Raw genomic sequence first — 26,370 nt, 5'->3', positions numbered from 1 at the left:
AGGTACGTACCCCATAAAAACCACCTCGACCACGGACAACATGCAAGTTAGTCGCCACGTAGTAAATGTTGCCGCGCTTAGCGATAATCACTCCAGAACCTGGGTTAAACTCGCGTCGAGCTTCAACATCACCTTTTTGGAGGTCTTGACCAACTACCACTGTTGTTTGCGAAGCGATCGCGTCAATTTCCGTCTGATTCAACGTTTTGGAATCAGTACCAGGCTGAGTTTGCTGGGCGATCGCATCTGCTTGTAAAGCCGTGAGTCCTGTCATCTTGCCAGTAAAAGCGATCGTCGTAGCCGTAATAACTCCAGCGATAAAAATTGTCGATTTTAAATTTCGAGTTTGAAAAAACTTTTTCCAGCCATTCATAATAAAGTCAAAAGTTAAAAGTTAAAAGTCGGGGAAGAGAGCTAAGGGAGCAACTACAAATTCACGCATTCACGCATTCACGCATTCAAACTTTCCCTACACCCCACACCCTACACCCTACACCCCACACCCTACACCCCACACCCCACACCCTTTCTTCACTGACAACTGATAACAACTAAATTTCATTTTGCGATTGAGGTTGATCCAAGTTTTTTTCAGCTTGATGCTGAAAAGCGGCAATTGGAATCGCCCAGCTCAGCGCTTCCATTTGATTAAATAGTTCTTCCGATGGCTTTGTACCATCGGCAAATGTAAACACATCAATGCCTTGAAGTGGATATTTCAAGCGACCGTTGATCCCAATAAGTTCTCCTTTTTGATTCAAAACAGGTCCACCACTCATCCCTTGTTCGACTTCGTTGGTGTAACCTAAACTGTATCCTTCTGGTAAGGTTCGTTCTAAGAGTAAAGAAACAGTTCCCGTTGTCAGCCGAAATGCTTTCATTCCCCAGTTACGTGTTTCATCAACACGACTTTTATTGAGGAATTGATAATTGGGAAAACCAGATGCATAGACGCGATCGCCTTTTGTTAAAGTAAGGGAATTTCCTAAGACAGCAACACGATAGGATTTAGGGCTATCAAATTGTAGTAAGGCGAGATCGACACCTGCTAAAGTCTGCGTCAAGCGGCGGGCTGGATGAGTTGCGCCATCAGCAGTAAGAATGCTAAATTCACCGTCCTGACTACCTGCTACTACATGGTCGCAGGTGAGAACGGTGTATGTCTGAGCCTGACGTTGTACGATCGCCCCAGAACCCATACTTGTTTTTGTCAATACTCTGACTGTCACTTGTTGAGCAACTTCTACTATTGCCGAACTTTTTACTGAATCTACAGGTGTTGTAGTCGCAATTTTTTCAGTACTAGCATCGGATTTTGTATTCGGTTTTGATGGTGATAACCATAAGATCGCAGCGATCGCCAGCAGTCCGAGGTTAAATAAGACAATAGTGGCTGATGATAATTTCACTTTCGCTGCATCCCAATTCCAATCGCTCGATCGACTGTCATTCGTGAATTATGAGGTTCGAGTTGGCGATCGCTCTCAATCTCGACTACTCATGCATTTACCTTATTCCGCTGACAATGCTTGCTCAATTTCTTCTCCAAAAGGTGCATAATACTGAGGCGCACTTTGTTGCACTGCCGTACCCGTCCCTTTCAGGCTGAAAGTCACCAATTGTTCGAGAATTTGGCGCTCTTTGCCTCGATCGGATTCGCGCAATGTCATCAGAATATTTTTCCGGTTGCAGATTTCGTTTCGACTGCCCACATAACAAATGACTGGTTTGCTGTTAACTCGTCCGTATGTCAGTTGCAAGTTTCTCAGCTTTCCGCCTTTGGCAGCTACAACTTCAGTCAAGCGATCGCTAACTATTTTACAACGCTCGTGCGGCGTGTATTGCGTCCCAAACTCATTGCTGTTCCAGGTAATAACTGGTGCTGTGATCCGTTCGCCGCGTTTGGCGATCGTTGCATAGCCCTGACCTGAAGCTATGCAATGAAAAGTTGTCGCACCACCAGCACTAGCTACTGCTTCTGCTCGGACGAACTCGCTACCTATGCCGATCCCACTTATAACTGCGATCGCTGTTGCTAAATATTTAGTGAATTTTTTTAAATTTTTAATTGTGTGATTGCCTATCATCGCTCGTACCTCAAGGGCAGTTAAAATTTCAATTACATTCACAGTCAGCTCAAGTACCCTGAACTTGACAAGTCTGCTTGACGAGACTAGCGTATTTGAACTATACCGCGATCTACATCCAAATATGCTACGATTCCGGTCAAATTTTGAAAAAAAATATAAAATTATACTTGACAGCTATTTTGTATACGTAACATACTTATAAAAACACTTCATATACGTACTAAAGAAGTAAAAAGTCAAAAGTCAAAAGTCAGAAGTCGAAAGTCGAGAAACAGTGGTGCGAGATCGTTCTCCCCCAGTTTCCCCAGCTCCTCCAACTTCCCCCTGCTCGTGCGCTCCCTACTCCCTGCTCCCTGTTAACTGATAACTGTCAAATCTCCGACCAGTCTTGAATCAGGATTTGAGCTTGGGAATAGAGAGGACTGTCTTGAGGAATTTGTCTGGCAATAGCGATCGCTTCAGCAAAATTACTACTTCCTGCGAGTTGCTTGGCATGTTCTAAATGACACTCATTTAGTATTGCCCGCGCTTCGGCGTACACTGTCGAATCGCGGGTAACTGTTTCGGCTCTACTCGCACAAGCTTCGTATCGTGCTTGATGTTTTAAAGTTTGAATTTCATCGATAACTTGAGCTGTCAGACGAAACTGAATGTATGAATAAACTACTGCTCCCAGTGCCACAATACCAACACCAATAGCCGCACCGACAAAAAATAAAGTAGAGGTGGATAAGCGGCGATGACGCGCTGGTGGAGATATGAGGATTGAATCGTCCGTGCTGGAATTAGCTAGATTACTCTGCTGTGCGGCAGAGAACTGAACGTTTGCCCGAACTTCTTGCTTATGTGGAGGTAACAAGGTGTCTGGCAGCAATGTCGGAGGAATGACTTCTGTTTTTGTTGGCTGTGGTGGTATATAGGCTCTAGTCGTCGCCGCATCAGGTGTGACTGGAACAGATGATTGTGGGTGCGTGGGTGCAGGAGGAGATGGATGAAGAGAATTATCGATCGCTTCTTCAGGCTTGTGGGTAAGAGTAGCCTTTAATACTTGCTTTAATTGCTCTACTGAGGCAAAGCGATCGTTAGGTGATTTTTGCAAGCACTGCATGACAGCTGCTTCTAGTTGCGGCGATAAATTTTCGCAACCAGGCTGTAACCTGATGGGAATCGGTGGTTTTGTCTTGTGTGCCATTGCCCAACCCATGCCCGTAATCGAATAGGCTTGAGCGCCAAAACCAAATGGATCTGTGCCGCTGAGGAGTTCGTAGAGAATGACACCCAAGCTGTAGATATCCGCTCTTGCGTCTATAGTATTGGCAGCTCGCAGCTGTTCTGGAGCAGCATAGCGAAACGTGCCGATAAATCCATAAGTCAGATTCGTGCGATCGAGCGATTCATCGCGGATTTTGGCAATTCCAAAGTCCAGAATCTTCACCAGTTCTCCCAGTGCTGTAGGCACGACAAATATATTGTCTGGTTTGAGATCGCGGTGAACTACCTTGACGTGTTCGCTGGCTGTCGCTCCACTCCACCAGAGATCGATGCCTGAGTGAGCTAGACGCAATCCTTCACACGCCTGAGTCACAATTTTGATCGTTCGCTCGACGGGTAGCCGTTGCTGTTGTTTCAGCAATTGTTTCAAGCTATCCCCGCGCAGATACTCCATGACATAAAAAGGATGCCCTTCATCCGTAACGCCATAATCGCTCACATTCACGATATGGTCGCTTTTTAGCGCCGCACAAATAGCAACTTCCCGCTCGAACCGCTTTCTCAAAGACTTTGACGCTGCCAATTTTTCTTTCAGTAGCTTCAATGCTACGTGTTGTCCCAATAAGGTATCCATTGCCAGAAAAACATCGCCCATTCCGCCTGAACCCAAGCGCCTCTCCAAGCGATAGCGTTGGCGATCGCCAATACTCCGACCAATCCAGGTTTCTGGCTGAGCAGGAAATGTCATGGAGCTTTCTCTATGTGTTGCTGTTTCTGGACTTGTTGCCTTTTTTGGGCGTGCGATCGCGAACGAGACTATGATACTACTATTATTGCTTGAGCAGGGAGCGCACGAGCAGGGAGCAGGAGTAAGAGAGCTGGGGAGGCTGCTCTTGAGCTGGGGGAGAGCGGGGAGAAAGAAATTCTCCCTTGTGTCCTCCCACACTTCCCACACTTCCCACACCCCACACCCCACACCCCACACCCTGTTCGTGACCAACAACAAATGACGAATGACTACTCACTCTAAATCGAAATATTATCTAAAAGTCGGGCGGGTTTGAGTTGTAGAGGTGTTGCACCATGTTCGTATTCGTCGGGAAAAATTGCTCTAACGCGCTTAATGACTGAAATCATGTAACCGTAGTCTGGCGCTGAACTGTTGGGTATGTATCCTGCTTCTTGCGCCAAAATCGAGGGGACTCCATTCATGATGCGGTAAATTTGCTGGCGCAGGTTTTTGTCTATATTAGGTGCAACCAAAACCACGCCAGGTGGGACTTCGTGCGGATCGGTGTAGAGAATGCGAAACTCGGTGGGGCTGAAATGCGAACTGTGTAGGTAAAATTCTTCTTTAGAAAGAGCGCCTGCCGTAGCTTTCCCTGTGGCAACCCATTCCAAAACTGTTTTAGGTGTGGGTGCAAGCATAATCTCTGCTAGAGTTAGACCGTAGAGATTGTAAATGGGAAAAAAATATCCGGTAGCTGAACCTGGCTGTCCGAGGGCAAGCGGTTGATTTTGTAATTCTTTTAACTCAACGATCGGATTATCTTTGCGCACGACTAGAATAGAGCGCAAATTAGCAATTCCCTGAAGGGAAAATATCGGGGTGTATTGGTGTTTGTCGATCGCGATCGCGGCTAATCCAGGCTCGGCAAAAGCTAGAGACCAAGCATGATTCCGAATTCGTTCTAGAGCCTTATTTTCGTTAAAAGCAGGTTCTAATTGTACGATAACTCCAATTTTTTCACTTAAATATCGAGTCAATTTAGCATAACGATTGATGGTCTGTTCCCCTGCGTTATAACTGACTACACCGAGAACTAAACCTTGGCGCTTGCTCGATAGCGATCGCACCCCACATGCTGTGAGTAGAAATAATTGTAAAAGTAACGTACGGCGAGATGACTTGTTAAAAGTTGGCAGTCGAAACTGAGAAGTTGGAGATAATGTAGTAAATCGATCGGGAAGGCTCATTTTAGGAGACGACGGCAAAAATCGGCGGCTTTTTGAGGATCGGGAATTTCATTGGCTAATCGATTGACTAATTCCAACTCGGAAATTTGCATTCCAGATTTTAGAACTTTTTGAATGAGAATCGGCGCAATCGGTCCAATCAGATCGATTAAAGTTTTTTCGCACCGTTGAATAAAATTAGTATCGAGTGCCGACTGCGCTAAATTATTTGATAATTGATGATGGGAAAATTTATTGCCGTTGGTGCTGTGGGTTTGAGATTTAGCTGTTGACTCAGCTTCGATCGCTTTTGCCTGACGCTCGAATTCTGCTTGTTGCTTGGCAGGCAGGTAAACTGAGAGGTTTTCTACCAACTGCTCGACGCTGTATGATTGAGCTGCTACTTGTCGAAACACAGTAGTCGCAATCGGTCCAGCAAATTCTGTAAACAGCTTGACCAGCGATCGGTGTTGGGCTGACAGGGATACGTCGGTAGATTCTAACGGGACTCGGGGCGCAGACAGACGTTGAGTAAAGTCAGGTGGAAAAGTTGGATCGGGTAGTTGAGTGGTCGTTAGTTCGGATGGGGATGCGGGAGGAGGCGACGTAGCAATTGTCGTTGCTGCACCTAAACCTGGGACAATTGTGTTATTCGCCAGATCGATCGCTACGGCAGCTTGCAAGGCACGACTTAACTCGTCTACAGAACTAAAGCGATCGCGGGGCGATTTCTGCAAGCACCGCATGACGACGGCTTCTAGTTGTAGTGAAAAATGCTCGCACCGAGGCTGCGATCGCAACTGAATCGGGGGCTTGGAAGCATGAGCGAATACCCATGACATACCGCTAATCGTATTGCTATGGCGACGGAAATTAAACCCAAATGGGTCGCTTCCAGTCAGCATTTCGTAGAGAATTACGCCGAGGCTGTAAATATCGGCACGTTCGTCTACTTCTGTCCCTAGCTCAAACTGTTCGGGAGCTGCATAGTGAAAAGTCCCAATAAAAACGTTCGTCAGATTGGTAAATTCATTCGTATCGTTACAAATTTTAGCAATACCAAAATCGAGAATTTTGACGAGTTCTCCCAATGCAGTAGGAACGAGAAAAATATTATCTGGCTTGAGATCGCGATGGACGACTTTGATCTGCTTGCTAGCGGTTGCTCCATTTTGCCATAGGTGTACGCCTTGATGCGCCAACCGCAAACCTTGACACACTTGGATTGCGATCGACAGACTGCGTTCGATGCCCAGCTGTTGCTGCTGGCGTAGCAGTTGTCCTAAGCTCTGTCCTTGCAGGTACTCCATGACGTAGAAGGGATACCCCTCATCGGTAACGCCATAGTCGCTAATATTCACGATGTGATCGCTTTTGAGCGCAGCGCAGAGAGTCACTTCTCGCTCGAACCGCTTTCTCAGATCGGCTGATTCTGCTAGCGATCCTTTGAGGATCTTTAAAGCGACTAGTTTGCCAATCGGTACGTCCCTAGCGATGAAGACATCTCCCATTCCGCCCGCGCCTAGATGTTGTTCTAGTCTGTAGCGCTGGCGTTCGCCAACGCAGCGACCGAGCCAGTTGTCTTTTTGTAATGGCGAGTTCATGGAGCAGAGCGCATTAAAACTGGTATGAAAATAAATGTTTGCCAACAGTATAGGCGATGACTTCCAAGCTAGAGGCAACTAAGCCAGCTAAAAATATATTTCTTTCATCATCATTAAAGCCTAATATGAACTTTTACTGCTAAAATTTTTTGAGGAAGGCAGAGGTTAGAGGGCAGAAGAAAAGAGTTGCATTTCGCCCTCAAATATGCGGGGTTAAAGCTCCTAATATTTGTATAAGTATAGATCGGGATATATTTCAAGATACGATCGCCGAAATACGCTGTCTCGATCGAATCTCCTAAACATACGTAGATTTGTGTAGCAAACCGCGATCGCACTGCCCGCTGATTGAGGAGATGATTCTCCTATTTGCTTTTTCCTCTTACTTGCCTAGCACCCTCGATCGAGGCGATCGGCTCACAGCCGATTGTTTATAGCTAGCAATAGCCAATGAGAATGCGTGTTTCTCGGACTAACCGCTAACATCTGAATGTTCGTGTTCTTGGCAGCGAGCGCGCCTGACACTAGCTTTTAGCCTAGCCTGAAATCTTTATTTCTCTTTAAATACTATTTAATTGTATTGGCAGATACTATCTTACGTTGCTGCTTGACATTGTAACAAGACCTTGTAACAGATGTTGTAACAATATGTGCAGAACGTGCATAGATCGAGTTAGTCGAGAGTATAAAACTTGCACGCTAGAAAGTATAAAATTTTAATGAAATTGGAGAAAACCCGAATATTCGATAATATACTGCAATCTCAGAGAAAAATTTTCCAGCTACGACATCAAACTACAGAATAATTAAAAAAAATAAAAATATTATGATTCAGTCTTCTGCACGTCTGGAGATTGGTAGACGTGACGGTAGTAAGCAAGAATTTCCACTCAACGGCGATGTGGTGCGAATTGGTCGAGCGGGAGACAATAACTTAGTTTTGAGCGAAAGTAATGTTTCGCGCTATCACGCTCAGCTTGCGCCCCAAGGCATGAGTGGATACTTGCTCACAGATTTAGGCAGTAGTACTGGCACTTTCGTCAATAATTCTAGGTTGGCTCCTAGTCAACCGAGGCAACTCAAAGATGGAGACACGATTAGAATTGGGGGTTGCGAGTTGCGCTTTTGCGGTGTTGAGGAAGTCACTACAGGTGCAACTGCAACCCAGATGACGGGGATAGGGACAACTGTTGGTTTTGAAGCCACGAATTTTGCTGCACCACCTCAAGCGATTCAGACTCAGATCGTGACACCCATATTGCGGGTGACGACTCCAGCAGGAACGCAAGATATTCCGATTGTCAAAAACCAGATGATTATCGGTCGCGATCCTAGTTGTGATGTCCCGATTAATTTTCCCCAAGTTTCGTCACGGCACGCCGAATTGGTCGAGCGTCAAGGCAGCTACATGATAGTCGATCTAGGTAGCAGAAATGGGTTGTTATATCAAGGGCAACGCATTAGCGAACGGCGGTTAATGGATGGAGACGCGATCGCCATTGGTTCTGGAATTACTCTAACTTTCCAAACAACTGCCACCGACCAAGTACCGAGTATTACGCATCAACTGAATCTGAGCAATCGCAATAATTTAACGATTGGGCGCGACGAGCAAAACGATATTGCGATCGACCATCCGACCGTATCGCGCTATCATGCCAGAATTTCGCGTCAAGATGGTACGTTTGCGATCGCCGATCTCAATTCCAGTAACGGTACTTTTGTCAACGGCAAGCGCGTCAGCGGTTCGCAGTCGCTCAGACCTGAAGATACAATTCGCATCGGTCCGACTCGCTTTGTCTTCAACGTTGATGAGACTTTAGTAAGTTTCAACGAAGAAGGTAATCTGCGTCTGGATGCCGTCAACTTAACGAAGGTTGTCGGTAAAGGCACGACCTTACTCGACGACATTTCGCTGTCGATCTTGCCGCGAGAATTCATCGTCATTGCCGGAGTCAGCGGTGGTGGTAAATCGACCCTCCTCGACGCACTCAACGGCTTTCGTCCGGCGACGAGCGGCATGGTACTGGTAAACGGGGAAGACTTATATAAAAACTTTAATGCCTACCGTACCGAACTCGGTTACGTCCCTCAAGATGACATCATCCACAAAGAACTGACGGTCAAGCAAGCGCTCGATTTTGCCGCTCAGTTAAGGATGCCTTCAGATACCACTCCTGGCGAACGTCAAAAGCGGGTACAAGAAGTTTTGACAGACTTAGAATTGCTGCAACGCCAGGACGTACCTGTAAAAGCATTGAGCGGCGGACAGCGTAAGCGGGTCTCAATTGGGGTCGAGCTAATTACCAAACCCAGTCTATTTTTCCTTGATGAAGCGACATCCGGTCTTGACCCTGGTACGGAACTTCAGATCATGAAGTTGCTGCGGAAATTGTCAGATCAGGGACGGACGATCTTGCTGATTACTCATGCTACGAAGAACGTCACGCTATGCGATCGCGTGGTATTTTTGGCGAAAGGGGGTCGAGTCGCCTATTTTGGTCCGCCAGCAGAAGCAATTGACTACTTTGGGGTAGAGGAGTTCGATCGGATCTACGGCAAGGTAGAACACGAACTATCACCTGAAGAATGGCAGCAACGCTTTAGAAACTCGCGTCACTATCACAAGTACGTATTAGAGCGCCAACAACAGCTGCAAATGCCCCAAATGGCACAAAGAAGCCATCGAGCCAAACAGAAACCAGGTAGCACAATTAAGCAAGTCTCGGCATGGCAGCAGTTTATCATCTTGTCGCGGCGCAACTTAGCAATTTTGATGCGCGATCGCGCTGGCTTGTTTTTGATGGGTGCGATCGCGCCAATTCTCGGCATCTTAGATTTTGTTACCTGGCAGCGCAATGTTTTCAACCTCAAGGAAGGTAATGCGGGACAGGTAATAACCATGCTATTTTCCGCTGCTTTAATTGCGGTTATTGTGGGTAGCTTGGCAACCATGCGCGAGATTGTTAAAGAACAAGAGATTTATCGCCGCGAACGCATGATCGGGCTGAAAATTTTGCCCTACATCATATCTAAAGTTTGGATTGGAGTCATATTAGCTCTATATCAAGCAGCAATCTTCTTGTTATTTAAATGGCTGGCGATCGACCTTCCTGGTGGTACAGAAGAGCTTTTGAATATGTATATCACCTTCTTCCTTGCTACCCTAGCTGGAATGGTGATGGGGCTTTTGGTGTCTGCAATTTCGCCCAACCAGAATGTTGCACCCCTACTCACAATTATTTTCCTCGTGCCACAAATTACGTTTGGTGGGGGGATGTTACCTGTAGAGACTTTCGGACCTCCAGGGCAATTAATTAACCGTCTCACGATTACAAAATGGTCTTTTGAGTCGTTAGTGACCATCACGGGAATGGGTCGCGATATCGCCGACGATTCCTACTGGAAACTATCAGACAAAGATCGCGAAAAACAGACTCCCGAACAGAAAAAACGCAGCCAGTGTTTGGGGACAAAAATGTTTAAAAGTTGTGAGTTTCCTGGGTTGATGGCGAAATACGATCCCGTAGTAGATAAGCCAGAACCAGTTAAACCCAAAGATCCTGGCAAGGCTCCCTCAGATCCTAGAAAACTCGATGACTATGAAAAGAAAGTAGACAAATACAAAAAAGATGTAGATATCTGGCAAAAGGATTATAGTGAATGGAAAGGAAAATTTGAGGGTGCGATTAAGAGTGGAGAAGGATTGATCGAACGCTTCAAAAAAGACTATGGTAGTTCGTTCAAAGTGAATTTGGCTTGGCACTGGTCAATGTTAGGAGTGCTTATGGTTGCCATGTTTGGTATCCTATTCGGAGTGCAAAAGCGCAAAGATATTGTTTGATGTAAGTTGATAATTAAAAAGCAAAAGTCAAAAGTCAAAAGTCAAAAGTCAGACATACGGAAGGGCGGGTTCACTTGAAATTTCTACGCTCGTTTGAAGATCTGAATAAACCCGCCTTGTATCATTGTATAAAAGATAGGTTCCCAAAGAGCTAAATTTGAAAAAAATCTAGATTTGTAAAAAGCGATTTCTATTAAATCTAGTTTTTCGATTTTTTTAGTTAATCAATTTAAATTCAATATCAAATTATGCTACAAAATTTTCGCTGGAAAGTAGTAACAGCAACGGCATTGTCAGCACTTTCATTTTTTACTTCTACACCACCAGTATTAGCGCAATCAGGCAATGCACAACCGTCTCAACCTAGTAATAATAAAAGTTGTATTTGCGACCCTAAAGATCCCTTCGATCCTCAGTCGAGAATGCCAAAAGGAGCGTTTAAAGGTCAGTGTTTGAGCTGCGAACAACGTTCGGTGAGAATGCTCTCTTCTAGGGAAGCTGCACTATATAAGCCTGCGCCAGGAACGATGTTGTTTGCTAACTTCAAACACAAGGGTAAGTACTGGGTAGCTCAGATTCCCACAAATGCTGTAGAAGATGCCATCTTTCAAATTCAATATTTTAATGTTTTACGCAGTTCGTATAGCGCTCACGGACAAATTCGTTTTCGTCTCAAACCAGGTCGCGAAGCAATTTTAATTCCACAATCTGTAGGAGATCGGAGACAAAAAGCAATTCGGATGCGGGATTTTATTTATTCTGCTAATGCTATCTGGTTACGATCGGGTGTATGGGACCCCGTTTCAGGATTAGTTGATTTTTATGCTGTAGCCCATGAAATAGTTGGTTTAGAAGATAGAATTCAAGATGCTGTTAAGTATCCATTTACGGATCGAATCGAACAGATTAGGCTGGCATTAACTCCGCAACAAAAACAACAATTGTTATTCAATGTCATTATGCAAGGCGATCGCGATCGCACTAACCTCATGTACGATACTCTCAAGCGGAATTGTACGACGGAATCTCTTCGAGCGATCGATCGCACGACTGGTTATCAACCCAAATCGCCGCAAGAAAAACAAGAATATTTTCTTGGTATCCCCACGGGACCAGAACTTAACGAAGCTCTATCCAATCAAAATTTAACTCCCGAAACCTTGAATCAGTTGTTAACAGAGCAAATTCAAAAGCTACCAGCAGTTCAGTTGCCAACCCCTCCTTTAGATGCGATTGTCCGACGCGGACTCGTAGATCCTCGTAAAATGCCAAATTTAGAAGCAGAATTTGCCACTGAATTCAGCAGTGGAAAACGTTAACTACTACAACTTTTTTTGACAAAACTTTTCTTGACAACATGCAACCATGAAACCTCTAACGAAAAATACAAATATTTTTTTAACAAGAGTTGCATTATGTTGGGGATTGCTCGGTATCTCTCAGCCATTAAATGCTCAATCTCCCGCTAACATCGCAAGTTTTATTTCTAATGTTAGATCTGTTCAATTTGAACAGTTGTGTTTTCAACACTCTATAGCCTGTGCAGATATTGGCAAAGCCGCTCATCTGACCACAGATTTAATTTATCAATTGTTTGACACTGAAAGAACAAAAAATCCGCTTCAGCGTACTAATGTTATTAATCAAATCGCTCAATTATATGCAGCTAAAGATATTAAAGTAGTCAATAAAAGGTTAAAGCTCTCTGATTTCTTTGTTGTTAAAAAGGATAGAGTTTTTGGTGGATATGCGATTTTGATTCGTCAATTAGAAAGGCAACAATTAGGAAGAAGAAAACTTGCCTATGTCATTGCCTTTAAGGGAACGTATGTAGGTTTAGAAGATCCCAACGATTTAGCTGCAAACGTAGCCGGACTACCAGTTAATATGTATAGCAATGCAGCAGTTTTGATCCATGAAGGGTTTAAAAACTATGCTGGTTCGGTTTTTGCAGATGAAAAATCAAAAGAATTAGTATCTGAAATTTTACGCAGACAAAAACAGCCCAATACTGATATTGAAGTATTAATTACCGGACATAGCTTGGGGGGAACTGCAATTCTCTATGCCGCAATGTTAGCAGATGCAGGAGTTTTACCTGCAAATATGAAAATCATGGTTTTTGGTGCGCCAGCATTTACGCAACAAAATTTTCAACAAAGATATCCAGCCCTAGTTTCAAGAATAACTAGAGTTGAGACAGAAGGAGATTTCCTCAGCTATGAAAAACCAGGGTTGATGCGACCAATTTATGATACTCTCAGTTATATTCCTTTAGGAAAGCCAATCAAAGCTACGGCTCCTGAAGAATACAGAGAATTAATGCAAGAGAGAGAGATAGTATTAAAACAGTATCAAGCTTCCTCTTCTCCAGAATCAAGGGCTAATTATTTCAATGTCATGCAAAAAGTCATTGCCGCTCAGTCAAATATTCATGTATACAGCTATCGATACTTTTATGAATATTATCGCAGAACTCAAGGTGCTAATTTAAATAGAAATGTTAATCGCTAGACGATCGTTTGTCATCGGTCATTAGTTATTCGTTAAATGCGCTCGTACTAGAAATACTCTACAATTACAGGTTTCATTGCTCAATCGGGAATGATATAGCTTTATTAGTACTAAAATAAAGTCTATCTTGTGGAAAGTAGTCCTAGGGTTACTGCTATTCAAATAAAAACTTATACTGTCGATGAATTTCTCGAACTGAAACTACCAGAAGGAAAAATATATGAACTCATCAATGGCGTTATAGTACCGATAGCTGAACCTTCTGGAAAACATGAAAACTTGCGGAGTGAATTATGGTTTGTATTGAAATCGGAGAGTAAGAGGGATAACTTAGGATTACTCATTCATCCCCAACGAGTACTCGTACTAGGTAGAAAGGATACTCGTAAGCCTGACTTAATCGGAATCAAACGCGAAGATTGGAATCGGCAAACTTAGGTAGAAGCAGTATTGAGAGAAACCCCTAGCATTGCAATTGAAATTGTTAGCACCAACTGGGAAGACGACTATAGAAATAAACCTCTTTGGTATGCTGCTTTTGGCGTGCAGGAATTATGGATTATCGATCCGCTATTTCATCTCGATAGATATCCAAATAGAAGAAATCCGAAAATCTTGCAACCAACAATTTCTGTAGGACGACTGGTAAATTCTGAAAGCATCGTGGCAGAAAAAGACTATCGCTTTGAGAGTTTTACAGGGAGCGATCGCCTTAAATCTCAATTTTTCCAGACTATAAGTTTAACTGTAGCTGAAATAATTGCTTTTGGAGAAGGGAAGTAGGGACGGGTTTTTCGAGTATCCTTGTACAACCACAAATAGTTCTTTAGTTAAACCCGCCCGTACAAAAAGGCAAAAATATTCGGCAGGTTGATGCAATCGCGGATTGGAAGTTTTATGCTAGTACGAGTGAACTAAGTTGTAAGTGTGAATGTCTGACCTCATCCTCTTCTGGCATCGTCGCGATTTGCGGATTTCTGACAACACCGGACTAGCTGCGGCAAGGCAACGAAGTCAAAAGGTCGTAGGAGTATTCTGCCTTGACCCCAATATTTTAGAACGAGATGATGTCGCTCCCGTACGAGTAACGTACATGATTGGCTGTTTGCAGCAATTACAGCAGCGTTACGCCCAAGTTAGCAGCCAGTTATTAATTTTGCAAGGCGAACCCCGTGAAGCCATTCCAGCGCTGGCTACTGCCCTGAGAGCAAAAGCTGTATTCTGGAACTGGGATGTAGAACCATATTCTCAGGTACGCGATCGCACTGTCATAGAAAGCTTAAAAGAAAAAGGCATCCAAGTCTTAGAAGAAAACTGGGATCAGATATTACATTCCCCAGATGAGATTTATACAGGTTCCAACCAACCCTACACCGTATTTACTCCCTTTTGGCGTAATTGGAGTAGCAAACCGAAAGCCGCACCCGCAGATACCCTCAAAGATGTAGAAGGGTTGACAGAACAGGAATTGCAAACCGCAAAACAAGCAGGCGCGATCGCCCTACCGACTGCGAAAGATTTAGGCTTTAATTGGGACAATGGCTTAGTAATCGAACCTGGAGAAGCAGCCGCACAAGAAAGGTTAGAACAATTTTGCCATCGGGCGATCGAAGAGTATAAAGAACAGCGAAATTTTCCTGCTTATGATGGGACATCTCAACTAAGTGCAGCATTAAAATTTGGTGCGATCGGTATTCGTACAGTTTGGGCTGCTACTGTAGAGGCAATGGAAAATACTCGTAGCGATGAAGCACAGACGAGTATTCGCGCTTGGCAGCAGGAACTTGCATGGCGAGAATTTTATCAACACGCCATGTATCATTTCCCCGAACTCGAACAAGGCGCATATCGACAACAATTTAAGAATTTTCCTTACGAAAATAACGAAGAATATTTTCAAGCTTGGTGTGAAGGTAGGACGGGTTATCCAATTGTCGATGCAGCAATGCGACAAATGAATAATATTGGTTGGATGCATAATCGTTGTCGCATGATCGTCGCAAATTTCCTCACCAAAGACTTGCTCATCGATCCTCGATTGGGAGAAAAGTATTTTTATCAAAGACTAATTGACGGCGATCTTTCTGCTAACAATGGTGGTTGGCAGTGGAGTGCTTCAAGTGGCATGGACCCCAAACCAATTAGAATTTTCAACCCTGCTAGTCAAGCCCAAAAATTCGATCCTGAAGGAGAATATATTCGCGAGTGGCTGCCAGAATTACGCTCTTTTGACACAGAAGAGTTACTGAGTGGAAATATTTCAAAACGCGATCGCGCTGCCGTAGACTATCCCGATCCAATCGTCGATCATAAAATTCAACAGCGACAGTTTAAAGTTATTTATCAACAGCAAAGAGGGGAGTCGGGAGTCGGGAGTCGGGAGTCGGGGTAAGATTTCTATCTGTTGTTTTTACTTGTAGGTTCTAAAGAGCGAATCAAGGAACGAAGCATTTTGCCCACAGTTTCACATTGCTGCAAAAGGGATTCTAGAGCTTGAGATGTGACAATTTCAACTCTTTGAGACAAGAATATTTGAGACAAGAATAAATGTGTTTCTAGCTCTTTAAGAGAGCCTTGTGCTATTCGTAAAAAGTGAATGTATTCTGCTCTATACTCTCGCCCGTATCCCTCAGCGATATTTGCTGGAATAGAAGCTGCTGAGCGGCGAATTTGTGAAGTCATCCCATAGATTTCTTCTTTCGGAAAAACTTTCGTCACTTGATAACAAGCTGTGGCTAAATTCATTCCCTCCTGCCAAACTCGCAAATCGCGATATGACCCATTTGAAGAGCTTGTCAGAATTTCCTAACCTTTAGTCCCTAATATTCTTGTAATTAGTATTCCCATTCCCAACTCCCGACTCCCGACTCCCGACTCCCAACTCCCGCAATGCGAGATAATCGATCGCAGCATTAGAGGAAAGCAGTGAAAGTTTTAGTCGTAGGTAATGGGGGCAGAGAACACGCGATCGCTTGGGCTTTGTTGCGATCGCCCCAGGTAGAACAGGTATTGTGTACTCCTGGTAATGGGGGAACGGCAACGCTATCACGCTGTCAAAACTCGCCCTACTCTGTGGATGATTTTGAACGGATCGGTCAAGCAGTCCGAGAACAGGGGATCGATCTCGTGGTGGTGGGTCCAGAAGTTCCTCTAGCTATGGGAATTACAGATTATCTCCAAGCTCAAGGCGCAATGGTATTTGGTCCTACCAAAGCTGGGGCGCAAATTGAAGCAAGTAAAGCCTGGGCAAAAGCTTTGATGCAGGAAGCAGGAATTCCCACCGCTAAAGCTGCTGTATTTACCCAGGAATCTGCTGCTAAAGATTATGTCACCGCACAAGGAGCGCCCATAGTCGTCAAAGCTGACGGATTAGCCGCAGGCAAAGGCGTGATCGTAGCCGAAACAGTCGCACAGGCACATCAAGCACTAGAAGCAATTTTCGCAGGACAATTTGGCGATGCGGGTAAGTTCGTTGTCATTGAAGAATGCTTAATCGGACAAGAAGCCTCTGTATTGGCATTGACAGACGGGATAACGATTCGTCCCCTACTACCAGCCCAAGACCATAAACGCATCGGAGAAGGGGATACAGGCGAGAATACGGGCGGAATGGGAGTGTATGCCCCTGCTCCCCTCGTCACGCCAGAATTAATGGCAAGGATCGAACGAGAGGTATTACAGCCTGCGATCGCCACTTTACGCTCTAGAGGCATCGATTATCGGGGCGTATTATATGCAGGTTTGATGGTTGCTCCCACAGGGGAATTTAAAGTTCTAGAATTCAACTGTCGCTTTGGCGATCCTGAAACCCAAGCTATTTTACCTTTACTGGAAACCCCCCTAGAAGAGTTACTCGTGGCTTGTTGTCAGCAAAAACTAGGTGAATTGCCTCCCATCGCCTGGAAGTCGGGAGCCGCCGCCTGTGTCGTCGCCGCCGCCAAAGGCTACCCAGGTGCATATGAAAAAGGTCAAGTCATCACAGGAATAGAATCAGCCGAGGCTTCGGGGGGTTGTGTATTTCATGCTGGAACTAAGCTGAAGCAGGGAGTAGGGAGCAGGGAGCAGGGAGCAGGGGGACAAGGGGATAAGGGAGAGAAGGGAGCTGAGGGAGCTGAGGGAGAAAGAAATTTACAATCTCCACACCTTACACCCTACACCCCACACCCCACAACTGTAGTGACGGATGGCGGGAGGGTTTTAGGCGTAACTGGAGTAGGGGAGAATTTTGAGCAAGCGATCGCCCTTGCTTATAATGCGATCGCCCAAATTCACTTTGAAGGTATCTACTATCGCCGCGACATCGGCTATAGAATTCGTAACTTGTAATTTATCCTCTTCCCGACTCCCGATTCCCGACTCCCGACTCCCGCTCTTTGTCTTTTAAGTCGAAAAACTTTACCTTAGAACAAAGGACTGATAAAAAACCAATTTTTATTCAAATGTTAGCGCCGTTAAAAACAATCCGAGAAGCGATCGCCCGTTGGTGGTTTGAGTTAACTCTGCCAACTAAGTTGATGGCTGCTGCGACGCTGGTGGTTTCGTTAATTGTCAGTGGTTTCACTTTTTGGGCAGTTAACACGATTCAAGTGGATGCAAGGGTAAATGAAACCCGCTTCGGACGTGACTTGGGGTTGTTACTTGCTTCTAACGTTGCCCCTCTGGTAGCGGAGAATAATTACACCGAAGTCGCTCAGTTTTCTCAACGCTTCTACAGCAGCACTTCTAGCGTGCGCTACATGCTCTATGCCGACGAAGCCGGAAAAATCTTTTTTGGAATTCCTTTTTGGGAACCAGCCGTACAAACTTCACTGACAATTGAGCGCCGGATTCAGCTACCAGAAGATTACGCCGCTAATTCTGAATTGCCGATGGTGCGACAACACCGAACGCCTGATGGGGAAGTCACGGATGTTTTCGTCCCGCTCAACCATGAAGGTAAATATTTGGGAGTATTAGCAATTGGAATCAACCCAAATCCTACAGTTGTCACCTCTTCCAATCTCACCCGCGATGTAACAATTGCTGTTTTCGTCTCAATTTGGGTCATGGTCATTTTGGGTGCTGTCTTTAATACTCTCATGATTACCAAACCCATCAAAGAGTTATTGACGGGTGTGAAAAACATTGCTGCTGGCAATTTTCAACAGCGGATCGATTTACCTTTGGGAGGAGAACTCAAGGAATTGATTTTCAGCTTTAATGAAATGGCAGAACGTTTAGAGCGTTATGAAGAACAAAATATCGAAGAACTCACTGCTGAGAAAGCTAAATTAGAAACTTTAGTTTCTACTATTGCTGATGGTGCTATCCTGCTTGACACCAATATGCAAGTGATTTTAGTCAATCCCACAGCACGACGGATTTTTGGCTGGGAAAATGGAGAGGTTATTGGAGATAGTGTATTAAATCATTTGCCAATGTCGGTGCAAGCGGAATTAAATCGCCCTTTATATAAGATAGCAAGGGGAGAAAGCGAAAGTGCAGAGTTTAGAATTCTGCTTTCTCAGCCAACTATGCGCACGATTCGGATTCTTCTAACTACCGTTCTCGATCAACATCGAGAAAGTATTAAGGGAATTGCTATGACAGTGCAAGACATTACTCGCGAAGTCGAACTGAATGAGGCGAAAAGCCAATTTATCAGCAACGTCTCTCACGAATTACGCACGCCTTTGTTTAATATCAAGACTTACATTGAAACTCTGCACGACTACGGCGAAAATCTCAGCACCGAAGAACAACGGGAATTTTTAGCAACTGCAAATAACGAAACCGATCGCCTCACTCGTTTGGTTAATGATGTCTTAGACTTATCTCGTTTAGAATCTTCTTGTCGGATCTACCATTTTGAAGGGGTAGATTTAGCACAAGCAATCGAACAAACTTTACGAAATTATCAGTTGAATGCTAAAGACAAAGGAATTGAATTAATTCAGCAACTCGAACCCGAACTACCACAAGTTTTCGGACATTACGACTTATTGCTTCAAGTATTTACTAACTTAGTTGGGAACGCACTTAAATTTACTCAGCAAGGTGGAAAAGTAGCGATCAGGGCGTATAAAATGGAGCCTGCAAGTGGCGATCGCATTACATCACCTCAAGTGAGAATTGAAATATCTGATACGGGAATTGGCATCGATCCAGACGATCAAGCAGCTATTTTCGATCGCTTTTTCCGCGTGGAAAACCGCGTACACACTTTAGAAGGAACTGGGTTAGGACTTTCTATTGTGAAAAATATTATGGACAAGCATCACGCCAACATTCATTTGGTTAGTGAGGTTGGTGTAGGGACAACTTTCTGGTTCGATCTAGCAATATTTCAAGAACATAGTAATAAGACTATTGGGATACCAGAAGTAGATATTTCAACCGAAAATACAATTGATACAACCGCTCATGTAGTTTAACGCGATGAAATGCGATCGTGCATAGTTGTTATATCATGCCATCCATAGGCAATTTCATTTAACATTACCCCACCTCTTTCAATTTGCTGTTCGTATACTTTTTGTCCGCCGATAGTTTCATAAAATCTACAGGCAGGGTTATCTGCTAATACCCAAACTAACATTGAGTTAAAACCCAATTCAGATAGTTTATCCACAGCAGATAGAGTTAACCTATACCCAATTCCTTGACGTTGATATACTTCCAAAACATAGATTGCATACAACTCGCCTTTGTAAGTGCGATCGCCAGTGCGTTCTTTTCCACCATTAGCAAAACCAATAATTTGTCCCGAATCATTTTCAGCTACATCAACAAATTGGCTGCTATTTGTAGTATTTTCTAAAATTTTCCGCCAAGCACTCTCTCGCTGCTGGTAAGAGATTTTGGCTAGATATGATTCTGGGAGAATTCCTTTATACGTCGTATACCAAGTATCTACATGTACCCGTGCGATCGCTTGTACGTCATTTAGATTTGCTTCTCGTACAATCATTACTCGTTCATCCTTGCCAGAACTTCGAGCTTAGCCCATGCTATAATTCTTACAAATTTCTTCCCAGAGTTCGTGCGTTCGATGGAAACAACCCGCTTGTCAAGTAAAGGTTAAGTTATCATCCCGTAAGCGTTACGCAATATTCATGGTTGGGAAGCAGGACAAGAATTGATTGTAATTGATACAGGTGACGGCATTTTGCTTAAACCTAAAAAGCGTTTTCCAGAAACAAAATTGCAGAACGTCGCCGAATGCCTGAAATATCAAGGTACGCCTAAAAGTCTAAGTGAAATGGAAGATGCACTTCGTCAGGGTGTAGCGGAGCAGTGGCGTGGTTGCAGTTGACACGAATATTGTCGTTCGGCTCCTCACGCAAGATGACGAACAGCAATATAGAAAAAGTTTTGAGTTATTTCAGAAACAAGATATATTTATTCCAGATACCGTAATTCTTGAAGCTGAATGGGTATTGCGTTTTGTCTATCAGTTCCAACTTAAACAGATCTGTCAGGCACTCAGAAATCTTTTCGGTTTACCGAATGTTTATTTCACCAATACAAATGCGATCGTGCTAGTTTTGCAATGGCACGAAAACGACCTAGATTTTGCCGATGCATTTCATCTAGCTCAAAGTCAGAGTTGCTCGGCAATTTACACGTTTGACGAAAAGTTTATGAAACGGGCAAAAAAATTATTAACGCAATGTGTTGTGAAGCAACCTGAATAAATATTGCGTTGACAATAGCTATTTTGCTAAAAAAGAAAATATAGCTCCCGCCTGCTGCAAATCTACATTGCCACCGCTGATAATTACGCCAACTTTTGCCCCTGGTGCAGCAACAACACCTTCTAACAAAGCGGCGGCGGCTAATACTCCTGTGGGTTCGACTACAATTTTCATCCTTTCCCACAAAAAATACATGGTGCGTTTAATTGCATCTTCCGATACCGTCGCCATGTCGTCTACATATTTCAAAACCAGAGGAAATGTAATCTTCCCTAACGATGGAGTTCGAGCGCCGTCAGCAATTGTATCGGGGTTACGAACCGTATGCAGGGTTTTGCTATGAAACGATCGCGTTGCATCATCTGCTCTTTCCGGTTCTACACCAATAACTCTACATTGCGGGGAAAGTGTTTTAGCCGCGATCGCGCATCCCGATAACAAACCTCCACCACCACAACAAACTAAGAGTAAATCTAATTCTCCCACTTCTTCGATTAATTCTTTAGCAGTTGTACCCTGTCCGGCGATAACTTGAGGACGGTCGTAGGGGTGAATAAAAGTGAGTTGGCGTTCCCGACATAGTTCGGCTGCTAACTCTTCCCTTGTCATTTCGGCGCGATCGTACAACAGTACCTCTGCCCCATAACCCTGCGTAGCTGCTAACTTCACAACTGGCGCATCCTTTGGCATGACAATTGTAGTAGGAATGTTGAGTAACTGACCAGAAAGTGCGATCGCCTGAGCGTGATTTCCCGAAGAAAATGTGAGTACACCCTGCCGTTTTTGTTGTTCTGAGAGCTGCGACAAGGCATTATACGCCCCCCGAAATTTAAACGCTCCCATCCGTTGAAAATTTTCGCACTTAAAAAGTACTTGACTGTTTGTCAGTACATTCACCGTTCTGGAAGTCATTACGGGAGTTTTGTTAGCAACACCTGCCAAACGTTGATGTGCTGCCTCGATATCTGCAAAGGTGACAATATTGGTGTCGATGGGAGCTTCTGTTTTAGACATGACTCAAAGCGATGAGGAAACAGACTAACAACAGTCCAAGAATTAACAGCAAAGATTGATTGCGCTTCAGCCAATTTTGTAACCCAACAGCAGGACTCTTGCTTTTTTGTCTTTGCTCCTCCTCCAGTCGTTTTTGCTCGATGTTTTGGTAAAGCGTACACTCTGTCGCATATGGACGCTGGGGATACGTGCAGCTATCATCTAAATGGTAAGTACAAGTGTTACACAAAGGTTCGTCACCTGTAGCACGGTGTAAGGGAATGCCTGGATGACCGAATGCTTTGAGCGGCGTGCGGCAATAAGGACAGTTGACTACCTGAGAGTCAACTGCTTGATGACAACGGGGACAGGTAGGCATGGTACAAAGCAATTACGACTGAGGAAACTTGCGGACTTGATACTCGGATGACTGAATCAACTCGTAGGTTTTCCCCATCTGCTGGGCAAACTTAGCATCAATCTTGTCGAGTTGCTCGGTAGGGATAGATTTCCATTGTTCTCGCGTTGCCCAACGAATAACGATCGCAACCTCCATTGGTGCATTGGGTTCTATCCAAACCTCTTTACTGAGAAATCCAGGATAGCGAGATAGTGCTGTTGTCCAAATTTCTGCATCTTTTTGGATAAATTTCTCCCTTAATTCAGGAGTGACTTTAAACTTGAGAAACTCGATAACCACGCGCTTTTTTCTCTATTGCTTGAAAGGATGCCGATCGCCAAATTTGCCAGAATATAACAGGAGGAGTTGGGGTGACATGTTTTTAGCATAGCTCGATCGCAGTGACCAGTGACCAGTGACCAGTGACCAGTTATCAGTGACAGTGGCTGGTGGCTAGAAAAGATTCTGGTTCCACTAGCCACTAGCCACCAGCCACTCACTATTGTTGATAAATTCCTTTAACTAACTGGATAGCAGGATGGATAGTAACAACTGGATTAAACAACTATTGATGCTCGGTGTTGGTACGACTTCCCTTGTAGCTGAGAAGTTGCGGGAAGTAAGCGATGAATTGGTCAAGGATGGCAAAATGAATTCTGACCAAGCCAAAGTGTTTGTAGACAACATGATGCAGCAGCTCAAGATCGATCCCACAACTTTTGAGGCACAAATGCAACGGCAGATCCGTAATGTTATGCAGGATCTTGGCGTACCCCGTCAGTCAGAAATGGACGAGTTACGGGGACGGATCGATCGCCTAGAGCGTCAAATCCGCGATTTGGAAAATAAGATGTGGCGATAATGGTTGATGGTTAATAGTTGATGGTTGATGGCAATGAACGATTAACTATTGACCATTAACAACTACCAATTACCAATTACCAACTACCCCATTACAAGATATAGTAGTGACGCACTTGCATAGCTGAAGGAGGGTCTAATTTTGAAAGAAATTCTCATCAGCGTGGGAATTACGTTAGTTTGCGTAGTGCTTTTGGTGCTAGCTCAGGTAGGAGGAGCGAAAGATAACGCTCTGGCTGAAACTACATCTGTTAAAGCATCAACTCAAGCCACATCCAGCACGCTTATAGCTGAGAAGCCAACGCAAACCCCAACTGCACCAAATAAGGTAACTCCAATGTCTGACGATAAAGCAATTACAACTGATTCTGGGCTGAAATACACCGTCCTCCAAGAGGGAAGCGGAGAAATGCCAAAAAAAGGTCAAACCGTCGTAGTTCACTATACAGGAACTTTAGAAGATGGTTCTAAGTTTGATAGCTCTCGCGATCGCGGTCAGCCTTTTTCGTTTAAAGTTGGTACGGGACAAGTCATTAAGGGCTGGGATGAAGCACTCAGCACGATGAAAGTAGGCGAACGTCGCCAAATCGTTATTCCCCCAGAATTAGGTTACGGCGCTCGCGGTGCGGGTGGCGTTATTCCTCCCAACGCTACGCTGGTTTTTGACGTGGAGTTGTTGAAGGTTAATTGATTAGTCATTTGTCACTTGTCATTTGTCATTGGCAAACACAAATGACCAATGACGAATGACAAATGACAATTTAAAAATTCTGCTTGGCTAAATTCACAAATTTGGTCAAGTTTGGATCGAATAATAGCTTGACAGTTCCGGTGGGACCGTTGCGGTGTTTGGCGATGATGACTTCGGCAATGTTGCGATCGGGAGAGTCGGGGTTGTAATAAGAATCGCGGTAAAGCATAATGACAATATCCGCGTCTTGTTCGATCGAACCCGATTCTCGCAAGTCTGACATCATCGGGCGTTTGCTATTACGGGCTTCTACACTACGGCTGAGCTGAGAAAGGGCAATAATTGGTACGTTGAGTTCTCTTGCTAAACCTTTGAGCGATCGCGTGATTTTTGATAATTCTTGGACGCGATTATCGCCGCTACCTTCCATTAATTGCAAATAATCGATCAGAATTAAACCTAATTCTTTACCTTTTTCTGCTTGCAGGCGACGAGCTTGACTACGCATTTCCATCACGGTAATGTTTGGCGTATCGTCAATATATATCGGTAAATCTGACAGTTCGCCGATCGCGTGAGACAATAATTCCCACTCGTTCTGAGCAATTCTTCCCGTCCGCAACCTCTGACTCTCAATTCCCGCTTCGCTGGACAACAAGCGCTGTACTAACTGCTCTTTTGACATTTCTAAACTAAATACTGCGACAGGAAACTTGTGCAGTCTCGCAATATTATGCGCTAAACCTAGAGCAAAGCTGGTTTTTCCCATTGCCGGACGACCAGCGATAATAATCAAGTCGGAACGCTGGAAACCGCCCGTCATCGCATCGAGATCGTAATAGTTACACGATAGCCCAGGCTGGGCAATGCCTTGATTATGACTCTCAATATCTTGAAAGGTATAGATTAAAGTATCAGAAATTGACACTAATTTCTGCTGCGGGCGTTCTTGAGTCACGCCGAAAACTTTCTGTTCTGCTTGGTCGAGAACAGTAGCTAACTCTTTCTCTGTCTCAAACCCCAGTTGTACGATTTCATTTCCTGATGTAATTAATTGGCGGCGCAGATACTTATCCATCACCAAGCCAGCTAAAGCATCAATATTGATTGCCGAAACTGTCCGGTCTACCAGCTGGACTAATTTGCTTTTACCACCAATTTTACTGAGGAGTTCGCGATCGCTCAACCAACCAACAACACATAGTAAATCGGTAGGTTTACCCTGCGAGTGCAGTTGCAGTGCGGCGCGATAAATTTCTTTATGGGCATCAATATAAAAAGCATCTGCAATTAGGCGATCGCTCACTCTGCCAACTGCTTCAGGATCGAGTAGAATACCACCCAGGATCGCTTCTTCTGCCTCAACATTTTGAGGTGGCAGGCGATCGACTCCATTCTCTAAAAATTTTTGTTGATTATTGTACATATATAAAAAATAACAGGCAAAAGTTCAAGAGGCTCTCTCTACTTTTACCCGATCTTTGAATCAGGAGTAAGGGATAGGGGGTAAGGGGTAAGGGGAAAGACAAAATCCAAAATGCCCAACCACCAACCACCAACTACCAACTACCAACTACCCATTATTCTGCTACAACTTTAACTTCTACCGTTGCTGTCACATCTTGATGTAACTTCACATCAGCTTTGTAAGTACCGAGTTTACTAATGTCAGGTAAGGTAATACCACGACGATCCACTTCTTGACCGATCGCTTGCTGAATTAAGGTAGCTAATTCGCGGTCTGTAACCGTACCAAAGATTGCTTCTTTCTCGCCTACTTGCTTGGCAATGGTGAAACTGCCAACTTTTTCTAAAGCCGCTTTCAATTCTTGTGCTTGCTGCTTTAATTCTAATTGCCGTTGCCGTTCAACTTCTCGACGACGTTCGACTTGCTTTAAAACTCCAGGTGTAACTGGTACTGCCATTTTTTTAGGCAGCAAATAATTGCGGGCGTAGCCAGGGGCTACATCAACTAGGTCGCCATTTTTGCCTAGCTTAAGTATGTCTTGCGTTAAAACTAATTGCACTCGTTTCGCCATGAGCTGTCCTGTATACTTAAATATTTTTCTGCGATCGCGGTTACTACTGAAGATAGGATACCAAACCAATCCTTTGCACCGGACTACCCCCTATCATCCTTCCACCAGAGAAAGATAAGAGGGGGTAGAGTACCTGTACCAACAGGTTTTTAGCCTTGAGCCGCGACCGACGGTATGAAAAGGCTCTTACCTTTGCTACCGTCTCCAGACTCATCTTTAATGGAGCTAGGGCAAGACTTACTATTGTAGTTGAATTGTAGAGATAAATGCAAGTAAGGGTGGGTTCGCCAACCATATTTATTGCTCAACTTAAAAATCTCTGTAAACCCGCCCTTACCAAACTTAGAGAAAGCAAAAAGCGCCCCCCTTTTTGGGGAGGCGCTAGTTTCGTTAGAAGAGCGAATTAGCCATTGAGGGAAGGAGCTTCGACAGCAGCTAAGTCGAGGGGGAAGTTGTGAGCGTTGCGCTCGTGCATCACTTCCATACCCAG

Annotated in this window: 24 protein-coding genes and 2 pseudogenes; 13 read left to right on the top strand and 13 right to left on the bottom strand. The window is 44.3% G+C overall.

Annotation, left to right across the window (positions count from 1 at the left end):
- The 4 genes and pseudogenes from ACRC32_RS23125 to ACRC32_RS23110 all read right to left on the bottom strand — a co-directional run.
- A pseudogene (locus tag ACRC32_RS23125) lies at positions 1-373 on the bottom strand (hypothetical protein); the annotation flags it as partial.
- Between the two features lie 178 nt (positions 374-551).
- Complete coding sequence (locus ACRC32_RS23120; RefSeq protein ID WP_438556180.1) at positions 552-1,409, bottom strand: S1 family peptidase; 858 nt, start codon at positions 1,407-1,409, stop codon at positions 552-554.
- A 102-nt stretch (positions 1,410-1,511) separates the two neighbouring features.
- Positions 1,512-2,087, bottom strand: coding sequence for a COP23 domain-containing protein (locus tag ACRC32_RS23115; RefSeq protein ID WP_438556179.1), 576 nt, complete (start codon positions 2,085-2,087; stop codon positions 1,512-1,514).
- Positions 2,088-2,460: 373 nt separating this feature from the next.
- Positions 2,461-4,050, bottom strand: coding sequence for a serine/threonine-protein kinase (locus ACRC32_RS23110; RefSeq protein ID WP_438556178.1), 1,590 nt, complete (start codon positions 4,048-4,050; stop codon positions 2,461-2,463).
- Here ACRC32_RS23110 and ACRC32_RS23105 point away from each other — a divergent pair.
- On the top strand, positions 4,049-4,312 hold the full coding sequence (locus ACRC32_RS23105; RefSeq protein WP_438556177.1) for a hypothetical protein: 264 nt from the start codon (positions 4,049-4,051) through the stop codon (positions 4,310-4,312). The two genes, ACRC32_RS23110 and ACRC32_RS23105, sit on opposite strands and share 2 nt — an antisense overlap.
- A gap of 16 nt (positions 4,313-4,328) precedes the next feature.
- Here the strand turns inward: ACRC32_RS23105 and ACRC32_RS23100 are convergent, their stop codons facing one another.
- The gene (locus ACRC32_RS23100) at positions 4,329-5,279 is read right to left on the bottom strand and encodes a phosphate/phosphite/phosphonate ABC transporter substrate-binding protein (RefSeq protein ID WP_438556176.1); all 951 of its coding nucleotides are present in this window, start codon (positions 5,277-5,279) and stop codon (positions 4,329-4,331) included.
- Positions 5,276-6,862 (bottom strand): serine/threonine protein kinase, encoded by a 1,587-nt coding sequence (locus tag ACRC32_RS23095; RefSeq protein ID WP_438556175.1) that lies wholly within the window; start codon positions 6,860-6,862, stop codon positions 5,276-5,278. The genes ACRC32_RS23100 and ACRC32_RS23095 overlap by 4 nt, the downstream gene beginning before the upstream one ends.
- A 314-nt stretch (positions 6,863-7,176) precedes the next feature.
- Here ACRC32_RS23095 and ACRC32_RS23090 point away from each other — a divergent pair, with 314 nt between their 5' ends.
- The 6 genes and pseudogenes from ACRC32_RS23090 (at position 7,177) to ACRC32_RS23065 (ending at position 15,612) form a co-directional block, all read left to right on the top strand.
- On the top strand, positions 7,177-7,299 hold the full coding sequence (locus ACRC32_RS23090; protein WP_438556174.1) for a hypothetical protein: 123 nt from the start codon (positions 7,177-7,179) through the stop codon (positions 7,297-7,299).
- 389 nt (positions 7,300-7,688) lie between these two features.
- On the top strand, positions 7,689-10,706 hold the full coding sequence (locus ACRC32_RS23085) for an FHA domain-containing protein (protein ID WP_438556173.1): 3,018 nt from the start codon (positions 7,689-7,691) through the stop codon (positions 10,704-10,706).
- Between the two features lie 248 nt (positions 10,707-10,954).
- Complete coding sequence (locus tag ACRC32_RS23080) at positions 10,955-12,025, top strand: lipoprotein N-acyltransferase Lnb domain-containing protein (protein WP_438556172.1); 1,071 nt, start codon at positions 10,955-10,957, stop codon at positions 12,023-12,025.
- A 46-nt stretch (positions 12,026-12,071) separates the two neighbouring features.
- A complete protein-coding gene (locus ACRC32_RS23075; protein ID WP_438556171.1) occupies positions 12,072-13,220 on the top strand; it encodes a lipase family protein in 1,149 nt (382 codons plus the stop codon).
- Between the two features lie 129 nt (positions 13,221-13,349).
- Positions 13,350-14,003, top strand: a pseudogene (locus ACRC32_RS23070) (Uma2 family endonuclease).
- A gap of 148 nt (positions 14,004-14,151) precedes the next feature.
- On the top strand, positions 14,152-15,612 hold the full coding sequence (locus ACRC32_RS23065; RefSeq protein ID WP_438556170.1) for a cryptochrome/photolyase family protein: 1,461 nt from the start codon (positions 14,152-14,154) through the stop codon (positions 15,610-15,612).
- A gap of 5 nt (positions 15,613-15,617) precedes the next feature.
- Here the strand turns inward: ACRC32_RS23065 and ACRC32_RS23060 are convergent, their stop codons facing one another.
- Positions 15,618-16,019: a four helix bundle protein gene (locus ACRC32_RS23060; protein ID WP_438556183.1), complete on the bottom strand. Its 402-nt coding sequence runs from the start codon at positions 16,017-16,019 to the stop codon at positions 15,618-15,620.
- Between the two features lie 126 nt (positions 16,020-16,145).
- Between ACRC32_RS23060 and purD the strand changes: the two genes are divergently transcribed.
- Both purD and nblS read left to right on the top strand, forming a co-directional pair.
- Entirely contained in the window at positions 16,146-17,546 is a 1,401-nt protein-coding gene (purD, locus tag ACRC32_RS23055) for a phosphoribosylamine--glycine ligase (RefSeq protein ID WP_438556169.1), read from the top strand.
- Between the two features lie 113 nt (positions 17,547-17,659).
- Complete coding sequence (nblS, locus tag ACRC32_RS23050; protein ID WP_438556182.1) at positions 17,660-19,633, top strand: two-component system sensor histidine kinase NblS; 1,974 nt, start codon at positions 17,660-17,662, stop codon at positions 19,631-19,633.
- On the opposite strand, the gene ACRC32_RS23045 is transcribed toward nblS, so the two are convergent.
- A complete protein-coding gene (locus ACRC32_RS23045) occupies positions 19,630-20,169 on the bottom strand; it encodes a GNAT family N-acetyltransferase (RefSeq protein WP_438556168.1) in 540 nt (179 codons plus the stop codon). The genes nblS and ACRC32_RS23045 overlap by 4 nt on opposite strands.
- A 141-nt stretch (positions 20,170-20,310) precedes the next feature.
- On the opposite strand from ACRC32_RS23045, the gene ACRC32_RS23040 reads away from it, so the two are divergent.
- Both ACRC32_RS23040 and ACRC32_RS23035 read left to right on the top strand, forming a co-directional pair.
- Positions 20,311-20,514: an AbrB/MazE/SpoVT family DNA-binding domain-containing protein gene (locus tag ACRC32_RS23040; RefSeq protein ID WP_438556181.1), complete on the top strand. Its 204-nt coding sequence runs from the start codon at positions 20,311-20,313 to the stop codon at positions 20,512-20,514.
- Entirely contained in the window at positions 20,501-20,896 is a 396-nt protein-coding gene (locus ACRC32_RS23035) for a type II toxin-antitoxin system VapC family toxin (protein ID WP_438556167.1), read from the top strand. The genes ACRC32_RS23040 and ACRC32_RS23035 overlap by 14 nt, the downstream gene beginning before the upstream one ends.
- A gap of 18 nt (positions 20,897-20,914) precedes the next feature.
- On the opposite strand, the gene ACRC32_RS23030 is transcribed toward ACRC32_RS23035, so the two are convergent.
- From ACRC32_RS23030 to ACRC32_RS23020, 3 genes are read right to left on the bottom strand one after another with little or no spacing between them, the layout of a single operon-like run.
- On the bottom strand, positions 20,915-21,910 hold the full coding sequence (locus ACRC32_RS23030; protein WP_438556166.1) for a threo-3-hydroxy-L-aspartate ammonia-lyase: 996 nt from the start codon (positions 21,908-21,910) through the stop codon (positions 20,915-20,917).
- Entirely contained in the window at positions 21,903-22,268 is a 366-nt protein-coding gene (locus ACRC32_RS23025; RefSeq protein ID WP_438556165.1) for a hypothetical protein, read from the bottom strand. Before ACRC32_RS23025 ends, ACRC32_RS23030 begins: the two co-directional genes overlap by 8 nt.
- 12 nt (positions 22,269-22,280) lie before the next feature.
- Entirely contained in the window at positions 22,281-22,589 is a 309-nt protein-coding gene (locus tag ACRC32_RS23020; protein WP_438556164.1) for a TIGR03792 family protein, read from the bottom strand.
- A gap of 238 nt (positions 22,590-22,827) precedes the next feature.
- Here ACRC32_RS23020 and ACRC32_RS23015 point away from each other — a divergent pair, with 238 nt between their 5' ends.
- Both ACRC32_RS23015 and ACRC32_RS23010 read left to right on the top strand, forming a co-directional pair.
- The gene (locus tag ACRC32_RS23015; protein ID WP_438556163.1) at positions 22,828-23,151 is read left to right on the top strand and encodes a phasin family protein; all 324 of its coding nucleotides are present in this window, start codon (positions 22,828-22,830) and stop codon (positions 23,149-23,151) included.
- 141 nt (positions 23,152-23,292) lie between these two features.
- The gene (locus ACRC32_RS23010; protein ID WP_438556162.1) at positions 23,293-23,841 is read left to right on the top strand and encodes an FKBP-type peptidyl-prolyl cis-trans isomerase; all 549 of its coding nucleotides are present in this window, start codon (positions 23,293-23,295) and stop codon (positions 23,839-23,841) included.
- A 70-nt stretch (positions 23,842-23,911) separates the two neighbouring features.
- On the opposite strand, the gene dnaB is transcribed toward ACRC32_RS23010, so the two are convergent.
- Entirely contained in the window at positions 23,912-25,267 is a 1,356-nt protein-coding gene (gene dnaB / locus ACRC32_RS23005) for a replicative DNA helicase (protein WP_438556161.1), read from the bottom strand.
- A gap of 154 nt (positions 25,268-25,421) precedes the next feature.
- Positions 25,422-25,880, bottom strand: coding sequence for a 50S ribosomal protein L9 (rplI, locus tag ACRC32_RS23000; protein WP_317108089.1), 459 nt, complete (start codon positions 25,878-25,880; stop codon positions 25,422-25,424).
- Positions 25,881-26,370: the final 490 nt, after the last annotated feature.

Source organism: Chroococcidiopsis sp., from assembly GCF_051657925.1.
Lineage (GTDB): Bacteria > Cyanobacteriota > Cyanobacteriia > Cyanobacteriales > Chroococcidiopsidaceae > Chroococcidiopsis.
The sequence above is the reverse complement of the archived record's forward strand: the minus strand, read 5'-3'. Positions and strand labels throughout refer to the sequence as shown.